Here is a 16,343-nt window from a genome sequence, read left to right as displayed (position 1 = left end):
CTATAAAAATTAAAAGAGATCTCGATAAATTTTGTAATTTAATGTCAATTTTAACTAATTATTAGCATGAGCTTAAAGAGAATAGTACTGTTATGGTGCCTGTGGCTGCCTTTGGTCGTTTTTGGACAAGGTGAGCAAGCCTTCTTATCTAAGATGAATACCTACCAAGCACATCGGCCAGTAGAAAAAATACACCTCCAACTCGATAAGTTTGCCTACACCGCAGGGGAAACAATCTGGTTTAAGCTGTATAATGTGCTTGATGCCAATCGGTGGCTATCCAACCTTAGTCAAATCGCCTATGTTGATCTCATAGACCCCAAGGGGGATATTGTCGATAAGGTAAAAATTCCACTCGTCAACGGGTTAGGGATGGCAGATATTACGCTTATCGATACCTTGGTTGAAGGAACCTACCGCTTGCGTGCCTACACCAATTGGATGCGTAATGACGCCTCAGACTATTTCTACGATCAAAACCTCACCATTAGTAATGGGCGTTCCGATGAGGTCATCGCGTCCTATAAGCAAGAAGGCAATCAGTTTGTGGTGCAATTGAACGATTTGAAAAAAGCACCGTTACCAAAAACAAGCATTCGTTACACAATAGAAAAAAATGGGTCTTCCCTTAAGAAAGGACGATTAACGACCGATGAAAACGGGAAAATAAGCCTGCCGCTAGCCGCAGATTTTGCCGACGCAAAGCTGTCTCTTTCTTTCGATAATGCACAAAAAAGTACGGTTAACAAGATTTTCAAACTTCCTGCTATAGAAAGTAGGCCCAATAGTGTGCAGTTCTTCCCCGAAGGAGGGTCTTTATTGCTTGGAGGCATGAACGGCTTAGCAGTAAAGAGTTTGCGTCCTAATGGTAAAGGTATTAAGTCAACAACCTACCTGCTTACCCCTAATAAAGATACGGTAGCCATCGTAGAGACGAATTATCTAGGAATGGGATCAGGGCTTTTATTTATCGATGAGCAGGTCGGTTTAAAGGCGCACACTGTTTTTGAAGACGGCACGTCTGTAGAAAGTGAACTACCAGCGCTGTTGTCTAGTGGTTTTAATATGTTGGTTAATAATTTGGGTGCCGACCGTTTGTATGCACAAGTAAATATCAGTAAGGACAAGCAGAATAATCAAGAGATATACTTTTTGGTGCAATATATGGGGCGCACGTATCACGTAGCCAAGCAAAAGGCAAACAAAAGAGAGCTTACCTTTTTTGCGCCTAAGGCTAGCTTACCATCAGGAGTTTTGACGGTTACTATTTTGGATAGTGATATGCGTCCTTTGATTGAGCGCCCTGTTTTTGTGTTTAAGAATGCAGAGAGCATATTGGATATCGTTGGACAAACCAACGCAAAGAGCTATGCTCCACGTAAAAAAGTAGATGTAAGTATGGAGGTTGGTGAAGCTACCGATACCGTGCGTTATGCCGCTTTATCGGCTTCAGTGCTAGATATTACAAATTTGAAAGCAAATACAGCTTTGCAAGCTAATATCTATTCCAACCTGTTCCTAAATGCCGATGTGAAAGGCTATATCGAGGACCCGGGCTACTATTTTGACCAAACCGTTAAGGTGAAAGATATTGATCAGCTGCTCCAAACGCAAGCTTGGCGTAAACTTGATTTGACAGCTTCGCTGGATACGGTAAAGCCTGCTTATGCTGTGGAAGAAGCAATATCGATTAAAGGGCAAACCCGTAAAGTAGGGCGTAAGTCGGCTTTTCCAAATGCCCATGTGACCTTAATATCCACGAAGAACTTTATGAACTTTATCGATACGGTAGCAAACGCGAATGGAGATTTTGAGTTTAACAACTTGTTGTTTCCGGATAGCGTGAAGTTTATTGTCTCCGCGAAGGACGATAAAGGGAAGAAAAATATAGATATCATTGTGCCTACAGTGGAACCCCCAGCGTTAGGGAATAATAAAAATTGGCCCGATGAGGTTTATGGTGTAAATAAACTGATGGAGGAGGAGCTGCTGCAAGCAAAAGCCTATTTTGCAGGACTAGAGTCTCAAGGGTTGATGGAGAAAAGTCTCGTTATTGAATCGATTACCGTGACAGCACGTAAGCCGAGGAGCAAGGCCTCCGAGAGCTCTACAAACCTAAATGGGGCAGGAAATGCAGACCAAGTAATTAGTGCCGATGATTTATCGACCTGTGCTACCTTAGACATGTGTTTATCGGGTAGATTATTGGGGGTTATGTTTAGAGGTGGCATTCCATACTCCACACGCGGTGGTGGAGAAATGCAGGTGATACTAGACGGTATGTACATCCAAGGAGATCAGTTGTCGTCTATCAATGTTGCTGATGTAGCCTCAGTAGAGGTTTTGCGCAATAGTAATTATACGGCTATTTATGGGATGTACGGTGGAAATGGCGTAATTATCATTACCTCGAAAACGGGTAAAGATGCGATAGCAAGCACCGTGGCTCCGTTGGGTATGTTGACCATTCAGCCGCAGGGATTCTACGTCAGTAAAACGTTCTACAAACCTATTTACGAGGTGGATTCTACGCAGAAGCTTAACCAAGATTTGCGAAGCACCATCCATTGGGAACCGAATATTGTTACCGACAAAGCAGGTAAAGCTGCCTTTGATTTCTACACGGCAGATCGACCAGGGAAATACCTGATTACCATCGAAGGTGTTGATTTTAATGGTAAAATAGGTCATAAAACCCTAGAAATTGAAGTGAAATAAAACAACAACAAGCTTATAAACAAATAAGGCCTGATTTCTAGAAATCAGGCCTTATTTGTTATCATGAATCACATGTTAGTCTCTTAATTTTTCAACACGTGTAGGCGTTTGTTCTCCTTTGATAATGCCCATCACACCTTTGGCGATAGCCTCAATGCTCGATTTAATATTATCGATGTCCAGTGTTGACACTTCGTCTTTCACCGTATGATAATAGCTGTCTTTATCAATCTGTGAAGTGGAGAAAGTATGTGCTGGTACACCTAAGGCTGCTAAAACAGCGTTGTCACTGCGGTAAAATAAGTTCTGCTGTGGGTATGGATCCGGATGGAAGGTGAAGGCTGTGCCTTTCACTTGCTCCTGCATCAAGGTCGCTAGGTTAGAATTGTTGTAGCCCGTCACGTACAAGCTGTTAGGGCCAAACTTAGAATCTTTACCGATCATCTCAATGTTAAGCATCGCGACCACCTTGTCTGGATCTATGTTGTTGGAGAAATATTTAGAACCATACATGCCAATTTCTTCCGCCGTAAAGGCGACAAAAATCAAGGTACGTTCATTTTGGTTAAGCTTTTTAAAATATTTTGCTAAGCTAATCATCGCTGTAGTACCCGAAGCATCATCATCTGCACCATTGGCAATAGAGTCTTGACCTACAGCAGACAAAATGCCAATATGGTCATAGTGTGCTGAGAAAATAACATATTCATCAGGTTTTGATTTCCCCGGAATTACCGCCGCCACGTTAAACAAAGGAAGGTCTTCTTTTTTTGTGCCCGCTTGAATGGCGAATGACTTGGGCTCGGCCGTCGGTTTAAGGATAAAAACCTTGCTTATCGCATGGGGAGATTCAATATCTTGCTTGGGAACGATGTTTTCACGTGAAAAAATCTTTTTGAAGCGGCTCAACATCGGCGCAAAGGAGGCATCAACCCACACGATAGCGTTGTTTGGATTCTCCCTAACAATCTCGCGAAAGCGCGTAGAGAAGTCTTCCCCCTCTTTGATGCTTAGCTGCTCAATAGCGTCCTTCTCCGTCCAGTTTACTTTCGCATCAGCGCTAATAATCAGAAAATCGTCTGCAGCAACGGGCGTATTATTTACCGCGACAGACTGCTGCGCAGCGCTAATGCGCGTTACCTGAAATGATTGTCGGTAGTTGGCTTCCGCATACGGCTTTAAGCCGTCTTTCTTAAATTCCGAAGCTATAAAGTCGGCAGCGCGCTCGATATCCTTACTAAAGGAAGCTCTACCACGCATCTCGTCGGCGGCAAGGGTTTCTACAATACGTTGCACCTCCTTGCGGTCGGCAATTTGAGCATGGCTAATGCCGATTCCCTGGAAGGAAAAAACAGCAAAGCAGAGCATAGCAGGGAAAAAAGAACTTTTCATTTGGTTTTTTATGTAGGTAATTGTTAATTGAAAATCAGTATTTATATACGATGCCGAACAAGTTACGAAAAATAGTATATTTGATACGTAAGATTCAAAAAATCAAGTGCGCACAAGGGCGTTCAATATTTATAATACTATGAAAGAAGTTACAGTAAAGGAATTAAAAGAGCTGATTGACAGCCAAGCAGATTTTCAATTGATCGATGTGCGCGAGCCTTTTGAATATGAAGTGTCTGATATCGGTGGATTAAATATCCCATTGGCAGGTATCGTTATTGAAGCAGATAAATTGGCTAAAGATAAGCCTGTTATCATTCAGTGCCGTTCAGGAAAACGTAGTGCACAAGCCGTGATGTTGTTAGAGCAACAAGGGTTTGATAACCTAGCCAACCTTAAAGGTGGTATCTTGGCATGGAAAGAAGAAATTGACCCTTCATTAGACGTATACTAGGTAGCATTTTTTTCTGCTAACTTTGTCACATGAAAAATTTAGTACGGGAAACGCAGCAAGCTTTTTATTTTAGCCTTGGTTTTTATGGATTAGCCTTGTTGTGGACCTTATTGAAGCTGCCTTTTGCGGCGGTATTGTTGAGTATTGCGCTCTTAGTATCGCTGATATGGGTAGTATTGGTCTTGCGCGAATTGATGTTGTCCACCAAGTTGAATGATGGAAAGCGCATGCTATTTTTAATATTCATTATCTTTGGCAATGTGTTCGCAGGGGTAGTTTACTTTTTTTTCCTACGTGAACAGGTCATCGGACAAAAATTAATTAAGAAATAGAGCATGTCTAAATATTTTATTTTCAACCTTCTATTAACTTTCGCTATCGTCTTTTTAGGCTATAGTGGATTTCTTGCCTACCAAGCCGGCAATCAGCTGATTCTTTTTATCGCATTAGCCCTGCTTGTCGTTATGGTTTACCTGAAAACAGTCTTATTGAAGGTTGTAAAAAAAGAAGCTAAAAAACGAGCGGAAACACCAAAGCCAATCGTGAAACATAAAAAAGGAGCTAAATAAGCTCCTTTTTTATGTTGTATCGTGTGATTACTTTACGAAAGGAGGTTTCTTCACCTGTGCTTTTACCGATTGGTTACGGATAGAGATAAAAATCTCCGTTCCTTCTTTTGCGAAAGCAGTGTTCACATAGCCCAAGCCGATAGATTTCTTTAATGTTGGCGACTGTGTTCCAGAAGTAACACGACCAATTTTGTTGCCTTCAGCATCCACAATCTCGTAGTCGTGACGAGGAATACCACGGTCAATCATCTCAAAGCCTACTAATTTCTGCGCTACGCCATTCTCTTTCTCTGCTTTCAAGTTTTCTGCGTTAACGAAGTCTTTCGTAAATTTCGTAACCCAGCCCAAGCCAGCAGCAAGAGGCGATGTCGTATCGTCAATATCATTACCATATAAACAGAAGCCCATCTCTAAACGCAACGTGTCGCGAGCAGCCAAACCAATCGGTTTGATACCGTAGCTAGCACCAGCCTCAAAGATAGCATCCCATACTTTCTGCGCATCCTCGTTTGCCACGTAAATCTCAAAACCGCCAGCACCAGTGTAGCCTGTAGCAGAGATTAATACATTGTCAACACCTGCGAAAGTACCTTTTTGGAACGTGTAGTATTCCATTGGTGCAAGCTCCACATCCGTCAAAGACTGCAATGCGTCGGCTGCTTTAGGACCTTGAACGGCAAACAAAGAAGTCTGGTCAGAAATGTTTTTCATCTCTACACCATACGTGTTGTATTTGCTAATCCAGTTCCAATCTTTTTCAATGTTAGAAGCATTTACCACTAAGAAATACGTCTGGTCATCAATCTTGTAGATAAGGAAGTCATCTACAACACCACCAGTTTCATTAGGAATATAGGCATATTGCACTTTTCCATCATATAGTTTTGATGCGTCATTAGAAGAAATTTTTTGGATTAGGTCTAATGCTTTTTCACCTTTAAGGATGAATTCACCCATATGGCTCACATCGAAAACGCCAACACCTTGACGAACGGTCTCATGTTCGTCGTTGATTCCAGAATATTGAACAGGCATGTTGAAGCCAGCAAAAGGTACCATCTTGGCACCAAGACTGATATGATGCTCGGTAAGTGCAGTGTTTTTAATCATGTCGGTTTTTAAACTAATTTTTTTCAAAAATAGGCAAAGAAAAGCCCATTTCAAACCTTTCCGCTAGCTATTCTTGAAATCGTTGCTTTCCAAGGTTCGATAAAGCCCTAAGGTCGCTTATTTACTCAGGGATAGGCATATCCAAAAGCTCCAGCGTGCGTATGAATGCCGCCTGCAGTGGCGCTTTAATGCGTACTTCCGCTCCGCTTGAAGGGTGCTCAAAAGCAAGCTCCTGTGCATGAAGCATCATCGTGTCCATCTCAAACCGTTCTTTCCACATTTTGTTCTGCTTGTTGCAGCCATGGGGGCGGTCGGCCAAAATAGGGTGGAACACATGGGCTAGGTGCCTCCGTATTTGGTGCATACGACCCGTGACAGGGCGTGCCTCCACCAGCGAGTAGCGTGAAGTTTCGAACTTGCCCATCGGGATGGGAAGCTCAGCACGGTGTAGCGTCCGGATATGCGTAATAGCCTCCTGCTCGGTTCCGTTTTCCTTCTTCAAAGGGTAGTCAATCGTGAAACTGTCCTCCGTGTAGCCACGCACAATAGCCAAATATACCTTCTCCGTCTTGCGTTCCGCAAATAGCATTTGCGCCTTCGAGTCCATCGCTTTACTAAGCGAGAACAATAAAACACCAGCCGTCTTGCGGTCCAATCGGTGTGCCGGGTAAACAGGCTGTTGGATTTGGTCGCGTAGGATCTGCAAAGCAAACTCGGACGTGTCTGCCGCAATCGACGAACGGTGAACCAACAAACCATGAGGCTTATTGATGGCGATGAGCTCCTCATCTTGAAATAAAATATCGAGCATTAGGAACCTTTAATAGCCGTTACAATCTCTTTCGCCTTCTCATCAATCTTCGGGCTTAGCCAAATCTGCTTAAAAGCACCTCCGCCAATCGTCGATTCTTTCCCTTCCCAGCGTATTTTCGTCAACGAAAAGAAGTAGTAATTATATACTTTAACATTGTTTTGGATGAACTGGTCTACCAACACATTGCCGAAAAGCTGAACACCGAAGTCCACAAGCTCATTATTTTGTTTGTCCTTTTCCGAAGCTGCATTTTTCATCAATGCTAAAGCCTTTTCCTTCACGCGCGCTTCCTGCTCTTCTTTGGAAGGGTTTGTTACAAAGGCCAATAGCATGATAGCAATCAGCGATAAGGCGAAAATTCTAGTTTTGCTCATGCTACAAAAGTAAAGCTTCCTCTTTATAAACACACTATGCTATGCCATAGGAAATAAGTCAGCCCCCAAAAAAGAATAGGGGCCTTTCTCGGAAGAAAGGCCCCTATGCACAAATATTTTAAAGTTAAGCTTAGTAAAGCTCGTAAACACCGTCAATATTACATGTCAATTTGATAGGACGGATGCTGATGTCTAAACTCTCATGAGCCACATCTGCACTAGCGCCCATAGATTTCATAGCGAAAGATCTCGGCATAATATCGTTCCAGCCAAAAGAGCTGTTGTCATTGATAGAGATTGCTTTACCAATTTTGTCGCCCGTAGCAGAAGCGATAATCTCAGCATTTACGCGTGCATCTTTTACAGCAGCAATTTTCAATTCTTTCTCAATCTCACGTTTTTGTGTGTGGTCGTAACCGCTGATTGATGTACTTTCTAAGCCTTTAGCATCTACATTATCCAACATTTGGTCAAGACCATTTAAGTTCGTAATCTTAATGCGGTACTGTTTCGCTTGCAAAAGCTCCGTATTTTTTTTCTTGTTACCGCTGTAGTCACTGTTGTAGCTGTAGATATTTTGAATCGTGAAGTCTTCTTTCTTCACGCCGATAGCCATCGCCGCATCATATAATTGCTTTTCTAAAGTCTCAATAGCTACTTTCTTTTTCGAGTTGCCATCCACACAGTACTCACGCAAAGCGATCGATAAATAGATGATATCTGGCGTGATTTCGCGCTCCGCATAGCCGCGTGTCGCAACCTTTCTGCTTGATTCGTAGTTCGTTGTTTGTGCGTTAGCCATTGTCATGGTGAAAATTGCTGTGATAAGGATAAGTACTTTTTTCATGTTTGTTGTTGCTTAAATAAACTTTAAAAATGCTGTTCTTGTTTTTCTATGACTAGATTATTCAATTATCGTTTAATTTTTTTTAAAATAAATCTACACATTGAAAAATAATTTATACCTTTAGAATATTACAAAAAAAACAATTCAATTTAAAATGCAAGAAGGCGTAGTAAAATTCTTTAATGAGACCAAAGGTTTCGGTTTCATCATTCCAAACTCAGGCGAGAGCGAAATTTTTGTTCACGTTTCAGGATTAGTAGACAAAGTACGTGAAAATGATCACGTTTCTTACGAAGTCGAACAAGGCCGTAAAGGTCTTAATGCGGTAAATGTAAAACTTATCTAATAATAGATTTATATATTTATTGTGAAAAGTCTGACATGTATTCCATGTCAGACTTTTTTTATGTCTCTATTTTTTGGGCGCTCCGCAGCGGGCGCTTTTAAGTTGCGCCCTCGTGGCGGGCTTTCCGCACTCGCTTTTGGCTGAAGGGCCAAAGAGCTCAGACAATTGCTCCAATCCCTAGCGCTTCTTGTTACACAGTTGTTTACGCAAGTTTTTGTAATCGTCCTCTCAAATCTACTCTAACGAGAAATTCAGCAATGCATAATCGATAAAGAAATATGGTATATGTGGTTTCTTCAAGATAAAATGCTTTTTGAAAAGTCTATACGAGGGCGGTTATAAGATTCGACCCCACTGGGGTCGTGTAGTCTTTGTCTTTTTTTCTATAGGCATATTACCTCTTAGGGGTATTCATCTCATGGTTAATCCATTCTATCATGTAGCTGGATTTTTATTCGTGCCTTATCGAAATGACGTGATTGTGCCGGTTATAAGATTCAACCCCGCTAGGGTCGTGTAGCCTCTGGCTTTCTTTCTATAGGCATATTACCCCTCCGAGGTATTCATTTTATGTTTAATCTATTCTGTGTGTAGCTAGATTTTTATTCGTGCCTTATCGAAATGACGTCATTGAGGGGAGGGGATTGATGCAGAAAAGAGGAGCTCGTGCAGATCATAGTAACTTGTGCAGCAACATCTGCTGTATTAATCAATCCGGAGGATTGACATATTTATAGCAATGAATTGATGGGATTTGTTGAACGACCCTGGAAGGGTCGCATGTTTATTCATTACTGTACGGCTTCTTGCTTTATGTTGTGTAGGCCTCCTTTATCCGCGGCAGCGCAGAAAAAACTAACTAAAAATCTCTTCCAAAATATAGAGCGAATGCACTTCGCCGAAGTTCTCGGTATGCAGGCGGTAAAATTCGATAAGTTTTTCGAGTAGGAATTTACGGTCCTCCTTGCTCATGCCTAAAGCTGCCGATTGGTCAAAACCCGTTTGTAGCAGCTGATAGAAAATATCGGTATGTGGAGCTTGCAACACATGAGCGTGAGCAGGTAAATTATGCACAAATATACCATCCATCAAGTCGAAATAAGGGAGCTTTTTCCCAGGAGTGTGTAGCGGAAGGAAGCCTAAGAAACGACTAAGTTTCACTAAAAAGATAAGGTGGAAATTCGATAAATTACTGTCCGTTTCATCCAGCCATTGAATTGCCTGTTGTATAAAATGAAATAAAAAAGGATCCGGCGATTGCTTTTTCAGGGCTTTATACATCACCTCGTTTAAGAATAAAGCAAGGGAACTCTTGATGATGTCAAGGGGGATATGTTTAAGTACAGGTACCTGCTGTGCCTCCTTAATGCGCTGAAGGCCATTGTTATCCTTATGGTATACCACCATGTCTACAGGATGTAGCGGCTGGAAGAAGTTTGCGTGTATTTTGGCTTTCGGCTTTTTCGCTCCATTAATCAAGTAGGCTTGCATGCCAAACAGTTCCGTATAGACATGGGCAACAATGCTATTTTCTGAATAGCTAGTCATCTTAAGTGCAATACCTTTAGTTTTGTGGAGCATAATCTTCTTATTACCTTTGCGCAAAGGTACGAAGCCCGAGCAAATATTCTCGCTTCTTCTTATTAACGACTCAGGGAAAGAACGTTCAGCAATTTTACCTATATATATGGTTTTAATGGGCGATTTGGCCCTGTGGATTGTTGAAAACTATTTATTGAAAAACAAGGTTGAAATTAGAGATCTTTTTGTTTTTTAAAAATTATTCTCTTTCAACTCTTGTATTTAAGGAAAGAAATATGGATATTTGCAAACTCTTTGTGAAAAGAGAATATTTTGAACAGACAACATAAAAATCAAATATCATGTCAAGAATTTGTGATTTAACAGGCAAGGCGGCATTAACAGGAAATAACGTTTCTCACTCGAACGCTAAGACTAAACGTAAATTTTATCCTAATTTACAAACTAAACGTTTCTTTATTCCAGAAGAAGATCGTTGGATTACTTTGAAAGTTTCAACTTCTGCAATTAAAACAATCAACAAAAACGGAATTACAGCTGTAATTAATAAATTTATCCAAAAAGGATCTATTTAATTCTTACCGCCTGTTATCGATAATATTCATGAAATCTAATCCATACGGATTAAAATAAAGTAAAACCATGGCTAAAAAAGGAAATAGAGTACAAGTAATCTTAGAATGTACTGAGCACAAAGAGAGTGGTCTTCCGGGCATGTCTCGTTATATCACTACGAAAAACAAAAAGAACACTACAGAGCGTTTAGAGTTGAAAAAATTCAATTCTGTATTGAGAAAAGTTACTGTTCATAAAGAAATTAAATAATTAACTTTTGAGCCTTTAAACGCTCGACTAAAAATATAAAACAATGGCAAAGAAAGCGGTTGCATCGTTGCAAAAAGGTGGTGGTAAAGAGTACACAAAAGTTATCATTACTAAAAAATCAGACAAAACTGGAGCTTATACTTTCAAAGAGAGTATGATTCACAATGATAAAGTAAAAGACGTTCTAGCGGCAGCTTCTAAATAAGCATCCTAGGAAAAATCCTTTTTTTAAAGTTTTTCTTTAAAAATTAAAAAAGCCGTTTTGGTAATATGCCGAAAGGGCTTTTTTAGTTGTTTTTAAGTCAAGTGCGGGATGCTGGTAAGTACCGTAATTAACGTGCCTGTCGATATTTGTTTTTCCTTTTTTGGATGGATGAAGCAGCTTAGATGACAGCGTGTTTACAATCCTCGTATTGTAAATCACCTTAAATTTAGCTAAGTTTGACTGGGCATATTAAACACAAATCTATTTTATACGATTCACATGGGATTATTCGATTTTTTTAAAAAGAAACAAGAAACACCTGAATCTCAAGAGGCACTAGACAAAGGTCTAGAGAAGACTAAAGAAGGTTTTTTCTCTAAAATTACCAAGGCTGTTGTTGGTAAAGCTACCATCGACGATGAGGTCCTTGATAATCTCGAGGAGGTGTTGGTGATGTCGGATGTAGGGGTTACCACAACCCTGAAAATCGTCGATCGTATACAACAACGTGTAGCCCGCGATAAGTATGTCGGTACCGACGATTTAAACAGATTGCTCAAAGAAGAGATTCAAGATCTGTTGGCAGAAAATAACAGTAACGATTTCGAGCATTTTGAATATGGAAGCCATAAGCCCTATGTAATTATGGTGGTGGGAGTGAATGGTGTCGGTAAGACGACCACCATTGGCAAGTTAGCCCATCAACTGAAAGAAGCAGGTAATAAAGTGGTATTGGGTGCTGCGGATACCTTCCGCGCTGCCGCAGTAGAGCAAATCAAGCTGTGGGGTGAGCGTGTCGGTGTACGTGTGGTGGCACAAGCCATGGGTTCCGATCCTGCGTCGGTTGCTTTTGATACCGTGAAGTCGGCGGTAGCCAATGGCGATGATGTAGCGATTATCGATACAGCAGGTCGTTTGCATAATAAAGTAGGCTTGATGAATGAGCTTACTAAGATTAAGCAAGTGATGCAGAAAGTCGTGCCTGATGCTCCACATGAAATCTTATTAGTATTGGATGCTTCGACAGGGCAGAATGCAATCGAACAAGCAACCCAGTTTACACAAGCTACAGCGGTAAATGCATTAGCCTTGACTAAACTGGATGGTACGGCAAAAGGTGGGGTCGTTATTGGTATTTCAGACCAATTTAAGATTCCTGTTAAATATATAGGTGTAGGTGAGAAAATTGGTGATTTACAGTTGTTCAACAAAAAGGACTTTGTGGATAGCTTGTTTAAGTCATAAGTAAAATAAATGAGAACAAAACAATCAACGGTTGCTTCTACTATAAGCAAACCACGTGTGAACGTCATTACCCTTGGCTGTTCCAAAAATATACATGATAGTGAAGTGTTGATGGGTCAGCTGAAAGGAAACCAAATCGACGTTGTTCACGAGTCTAATAATATTCAAGCCAATGATATCGTAGTAATTAATACATGCGGTTTTATTGATAATGCAAAGCAAGAATCTATTGATACCATCCTACAGTTTTCGGCGTTGAAAGACGAAGGGAAAGTAAATAAAGTGATTGTAACAGGATGTCTTTCGGAGCGTTATAAACCAGAGCTAGAGGCTGAAATTAGCAGTGTTGATGCTTTCTTCGGTACGAATGATTTGCCTGATTTGTTAACGAGTATTGGTGCAAATTACCGCCATGAGTTGTTGGGTGAGCGTTTATTGACAACACCTTCACACTATTCTTACTTCAAAATTGCGGAAGGCTGTAACCGTCCTTGTTCATTTTGTGCTATTCCTTTGATGCGTGGTAAACACGTCTCTAAATCTATCGATGACTTAGTGAAAGAGGCTAAATTTTTAGCGTCCAACGGCACGAAAGAATTGATCTTGATTGCACAAGATTTGACATACTACGGATTAGATATATATGGAAAGCGTAACCTTTCTGATTTGCTTCGTCACCTTTCTGATGTCGATGGCATCGATTGGATTCGTTTGCAGTATGCTTATCCTTCAGGATTCCCAATGGATATCCTTGATGTGATGAATGAGCGCTCTAACATCTGTAACTACTTGGATATGCCTTTACAGCATATCAGTGACAACATGTTGAAGTCCATGCGTCGTGGAACGACCAAGCAGAAGCAGATAGACTTAGTGAACCAAATTCGCGACAAAGTGCCTGATATCGCTTTACGTACAACGTTAATCTGTGGTTACCCAGGTGAGACGCAACAAGATTTCCAAGAAATGTTGGAATGGGTAGAAGAAAGTCGCTTCGATCGTTTAGGCTGTTTCACCTACTCACATGAGGAGAAAACACATGCTTACGATTTAGTAGACGATGTGCCTGAGGAAGTTAAAGAGCAACGTGTGGAAGAAATCATGGAAGTACAGCAAGGTATTTCTTACGAAATCAACCAAACGAAGATTGGTCAAACTTTTAAGGTGATGGTAGACCGTGTGGATGGTGACTTTTTCATCGGCCGTACAGCATATGATTCACCAGAAGTCGATAATGAAGTCGTGTTGGATGCGAAAACAAACTATGCACGCGTAGGCGATTTCGTTAATGTATTGGTCGATCGCGCTGAGGACTTCGACCTTTATGGCTCTATCGTAAAATAGATGATTACTTAGCGCTGGCTATTTGTCAGCGTAATGATATAATTTAAAGGGCGTATCGACCTTTCTCATAAAAATATGTAATTTGCCCCCGAATAGGAGCAATTCCTTTTTAGAATGAAGAAGAGGTAGATGTATCCCTAAGGGACAAAGCAATCCTAAGCCGTTCTTGGTTTACGATTGCTTTGATCTGTTTGTGGCCATCTCCATTGCTAATTAAACATTGTAGATGAAAGCAACGTATATCGATTATAGTGATACCGGAAGTTTCTCCAAAACATTATTGGACTATTTGGCTGATGCCGACAATTTGCGCCCCTTTTATGGTGAGCGTCCTACGCTCGATGGGTTTAAGGTACAAATAGCACGCAAGAAGAATTTTTCCCAACGTCAGCTTTTGTTCGAACAGCTGCAAGATCAATATGCAGGATTGCTCGAAGAAGCTCCTGTAGTGGACCAAAATATTGCCTTACTAAAAGACAAGAAAACATTTACGGTAACGACGGGCCACCAGCTCAACATCTTTACGGGACCTCTTTATTTTATCTTTAAGATTGTTTCTGCCATCCGCCTAGCGGAAGACCTGAAAGCTGCCTATCCGGAGTACAACTTTGTACCTGTTTATTGGATGGCAACAGAAGATCACGACTTCGATGAAATCAACCATACACGTGTATTTGGTAAGAAGATAAGTTGGAATACCGAAAAAATAGCCGCAACGGGACGTATGGCGACAGCTGATATCGTGGATACCGTAAGGCAGTATTGTAATACTTTTGGCCTTTCGGCCAATGCGGAAGCGCTAACCACGATGGTGGAAGATGCCTACTTGAAGCATGATACCTTAGCCGAAGCGACAAGAAGCCTTGTGCATGCTTTGTTTAAAGATTATGGTCTTTTAATTATCGATGCCGATCGTCGTGCTTTTAAAACGGTCTTTGCCGATATTATCAAACAAGATATCATCGGTGAAAAAAGCTTTAAAGCTATTGAATCTTCCTCTTCCGAATTGACCACCTTGGGCTACAAGCCGCAAGTGCAGTCGCGCGAAATCAACTTTTTCTATTTGACGGATGAATTTCGCGAGCGTATTGTGCGTGCTGATGATGGTCGTTTCGAAGTTTTACATCAAAATATTTTCTTTACCGAAGCCGAGTTAATCGCTGAGGTTGATGAATACCCAGAGCGCTTTAGCCCTAATGTGGTGATGCGTCCGCTCTATGAAGAGCTTATTTTGCCTAATCTAGCTTATATTGGTGGGGGAGCCGAAATTGTATATTGGCTTCAGCTAAAAGCTAATTTCGACCAGTATGGTGTTCCGTTTCCTATTCTAGTGCCACGAAACTCGGCCATGATTACCGATGATGCTATTGCAGGCAAGATTTATCGTTTAGACTTAACGTTTAAACGGATTTTTAAAGATGCTGAATCGTTGAAGAACGATTTTGTACGTCGGCAGACAAAGCATAAGCTAAACTTGAAAGATGAATGGATGGAGCTGAATTCCATCTTCGAGAAATTGAAGCTACGTGCGCATAAGATTGATCCTAGCTTAAGCCCAAGTACCGATGCTGTAAAGGCGCGCTTGAAAAAAGCAATCAACAGCTTGGAGAAGAAACTCCTTAAAGCCGATAAAAGAAATCATCAAGAGGCTTTAATTCAGATCGATCGCGTAAAGGAAACTCTGTTTCCTGGAGGAGGACTGCAAGAGCGTACAGAGAATTTTGCGCCGCTGTTTTTGAAGCATGGTCCTGAGTTAATAAAGGATCTTCAACGTCATTTTAATCCCTTGGATTTTAAATTTACCATCTTATACTAGTTTGCGTTATGGAGTTGAAGGACAGTAATTTTTACCGATATTATACAGAAAAAGCAGGATTGTCTGATGCTGATTTTGAGGCTTTAAAACCTTATTTCTCCTTTAAGACCGTGCCTCATAATACGTACCTATTGCGTGCCGGTGAGCATTGTAGCCATGCTTTTTTTGTGGAGTCGGGTTTATTACAATCTTTCTCTCTAGATGAAAAAGGAGGAGAGCACATTCTTCAATTTGCACCCGAAAATTGGATTGCTTCCGATAGGGCTAGTCATTATTTTAATCAGCCTTCCGATTTTTATATTAAAGCAATCGAACATTCAGAGGTCGTATATATCCATGTCGATTTTATGGAGAAAGGTACTTCTTTGAATACCAACTTCGGATGCTTCATTGAACACTCTTTACAGCGCAATATTTATATTCAGCAACGACGTATCAACTCTTTGCTGGCCATGACAGCAAAAGAGCGTTACCTATCTTTTATGGAAACTTACCCCGGCTTGCTGTTGCGTGTACCACAATGGATGATTGCTTCTTATTTAGGGATTACGCCCGAAAGTTTAAGTCGTGTGCGTCGCGAGTTGCTGAATGAGCGTTAATCGTTGCTAAGGCGATTTAGCCGACTCTTTTTGTGCTTCCTGTGCTAAATAATCCATTATCAGTGGCTTGTATCCGCTAATCTTTATTTCTTTTTTTTCGAAATGGTTTTTATCTCTTGATACAAATTGTATCTTTATGAGGT

18 protein-coding genes are annotated in these 16,343 nt (G+C 40.9%); 12 read left to right on the top strand and 6 right to left on the bottom strand.

The annotated features are described in order from the left end of the window. The first annotated feature begins 66 nt into the window (after positions 1 to 66). Positions 67 to 2,718: a TonB-dependent receptor plug domain-containing protein gene (locus WH223_RS08470; RefSeq protein ID WP_340047138.1), complete on the top strand. Its 2,652-nt coding sequence runs from the start codon at positions 67 to 69 to the stop codon at positions 2,716 to 2,718. Between the two features lie 75 nt (positions 2,719 to 2,793). Here the strand turns inward: WH223_RS08470 and WH223_RS08465 are convergent, their stop codons facing one another. After that, entirely contained in the window at positions 2,794 to 4,110 is a 1,317-nt protein-coding gene (locus tag WH223_RS08465) for a M20/M25/M40 family metallo-hydrolase (protein WP_340047136.1), read from the bottom strand. Between the two features lie 139 nt (positions 4,111 to 4,249). Between WH223_RS08465 and WH223_RS08460 the strand changes: the two genes are divergently transcribed. The 3 genes from WH223_RS08460 to WH223_RS08450 are packed head-to-tail and all read left to right on the top strand — an operon-like array spanning position 4,250 to position 5,133. After that, entirely contained in the window at positions 4,250 to 4,564 is a 315-nt protein-coding gene (locus WH223_RS08460; protein WP_340047135.1) for a rhodanese-like domain-containing protein, read from the top strand. 29 nt (positions 4,565 to 4,593) lie between these two features. Beyond that, a complete protein-coding gene (locus WH223_RS08455; RefSeq protein ID WP_340047134.1) occupies positions 4,594 to 4,896 on the top strand; it encodes a hypothetical protein in 303 nt (100 codons plus the stop codon). 3 nt (positions 4,897 to 4,899) lie between these two features. Then, complete coding sequence (locus WH223_RS08450) at positions 4,900 to 5,133, top strand: DUF6358 family protein (protein ID WP_340047133.1); 234 nt, start codon at positions 4,900 to 4,902, stop codon at positions 5,131 to 5,133. A gap of 27 nt (positions 5,134 to 5,160) precedes the next feature. On the opposite strand, the gene gcvT is transcribed toward WH223_RS08450, so the two are convergent. The 4 genes from gcvT to WH223_RS08430 all read right to left on the bottom strand — a co-directional run bounded on the left by gcvT (position 5,161) and on the right by WH223_RS08430 (position 8,278). Beyond that, the gene (gene gcvT, locus WH223_RS08445; protein ID WP_340047150.1) at positions 5,161 to 6,240 is read right to left on the bottom strand and encodes a glycine cleavage system aminomethyltransferase GcvT; all 1,080 of its coding nucleotides are present in this window, start codon (positions 6,238 to 6,240) and stop codon (positions 5,161 to 5,163) included. 124 nt (positions 6,241 to 6,364) lie between these two features. After that, positions 6,365 to 7,054 carry a pseudouridine synthase gene (locus tag WH223_RS08440; RefSeq protein WP_340047132.1) on the bottom strand — a complete coding sequence of 230 codons (690 nt, stop codon included), beginning with the start codon at positions 7,052 to 7,054 and terminating at the stop codon, positions 6,365 to 6,367. Next, entirely contained in the window at positions 7,054 to 7,431 is a 378-nt protein-coding gene (locus WH223_RS08435; protein ID WP_340047131.1) for a hypothetical protein, read from the bottom strand. Before WH223_RS08435 ends, WH223_RS08440 begins: the two co-directional genes overlap by 1 nt. Before the next feature lie 130 nt (positions 7,432 to 7,561). Next, entirely contained in the window at positions 7,562 to 8,278 is a 717-nt protein-coding gene (locus WH223_RS08430; RefSeq protein WP_340047130.1) for an SIMPL domain-containing protein, read from the bottom strand. 154 nt (positions 8,279 to 8,432) lie between these two features. Here WH223_RS08430 and WH223_RS08425 point away from each other — a divergent pair, with 154 nt between their 5' ends. Beyond that, a complete protein-coding gene (locus tag WH223_RS08425; RefSeq protein WP_093364840.1) occupies positions 8,433 to 8,624 on the top strand; it encodes a cold-shock protein in 192 nt (63 codons plus the stop codon). A gap of 855 nt (positions 8,625 to 9,479) precedes the next feature. Here WH223_RS08425 and recO read toward each other — a convergent pair. Beyond that, the gene (gene recO / locus WH223_RS08420) at positions 9,480 to 10,205 is read right to left on the bottom strand and encodes a DNA repair protein RecO (RefSeq protein WP_340047128.1); all 726 of its coding nucleotides are present in this window, start codon (positions 10,203 to 10,205) and stop codon (positions 9,480 to 9,482) included. A 302-nt stretch (positions 10,206 to 10,507) separates the two neighbouring features. On the opposite strand from recO, the gene rpmB reads away from it, so the two are divergent. From rpmB to WH223_RS08385, 7 genes are all read left to right on the top strand, one after another. Then, positions 10,508 to 10,741, top strand: a complete 234-nt coding sequence (rpmB, locus tag WH223_RS08415) for a 50S ribosomal protein L28 (protein ID WP_340047127.1) — start codon at positions 10,508 to 10,510, stop codon at positions 10,739 to 10,741. Between the two features lie 67 nt (positions 10,742 to 10,808). Next, complete coding sequence (rpmG, locus tag WH223_RS08410; RefSeq protein WP_340047125.1) at positions 10,809 to 10,991, top strand: 50S ribosomal protein L33; 183 nt, start codon at positions 10,809 to 10,811, stop codon at positions 10,989 to 10,991. 43 nt (positions 10,992 to 11,034) lie between these two features. Then, positions 11,035 to 11,196 (top strand): DUF4295 domain-containing protein, encoded by a 162-nt coding sequence (locus WH223_RS08405; protein ID WP_340047124.1) that lies wholly within the window; start codon positions 11,035 to 11,037, stop codon positions 11,194 to 11,196. A 279-nt stretch (positions 11,197 to 11,475) separates the two neighbouring features. Next, entirely contained in the window at positions 11,476 to 12,441 is a 966-nt protein-coding gene (ftsY, locus tag WH223_RS08400; protein WP_340047123.1) for a signal recognition particle-docking protein FtsY, read from the top strand. A 9-nt stretch (positions 12,442 to 12,450) separates the two neighbouring features. Continuing rightward, a complete protein-coding gene (gene rimO / locus WH223_RS08395; protein ID WP_340047122.1) occupies positions 12,451 to 13,785 on the top strand; it encodes a 30S ribosomal protein S12 methylthiotransferase RimO in 1,335 nt (444 codons plus the stop codon). A gap of 226 nt (positions 13,786 to 14,011) precedes the next feature. After that, entirely contained in the window at positions 14,012 to 15,601 is a 1,590-nt protein-coding gene (gene bshC, locus WH223_RS08390) for a bacillithiol biosynthesis cysteine-adding enzyme BshC (protein WP_340047121.1), read from the top strand. An 8-nt stretch (positions 15,602 to 15,609) separates the two neighbouring features. After that, positions 15,610 to 16,200: a Crp/Fnr family transcriptional regulator gene (locus WH223_RS08385; protein ID WP_340047119.1), complete on the top strand. Its 591-nt coding sequence runs from the start codon at positions 15,610 to 15,612 to the stop codon at positions 16,198 to 16,200. Positions 16,201 to 16,343 lie beyond the last annotated feature (143 nt).

The sequence above is a fragment of the Sphingobacterium sp. MYb382 genome (assembly GCF_037572665.1).
In the GTDB taxonomy this organism is placed as follows: Bacteria; Bacteroidota; Bacteroidia; order Sphingobacteriales; family Sphingobacteriaceae; genus Sphingobacterium.
This window is presented reverse-complemented; position numbering and strand designations above follow the sequence as displayed.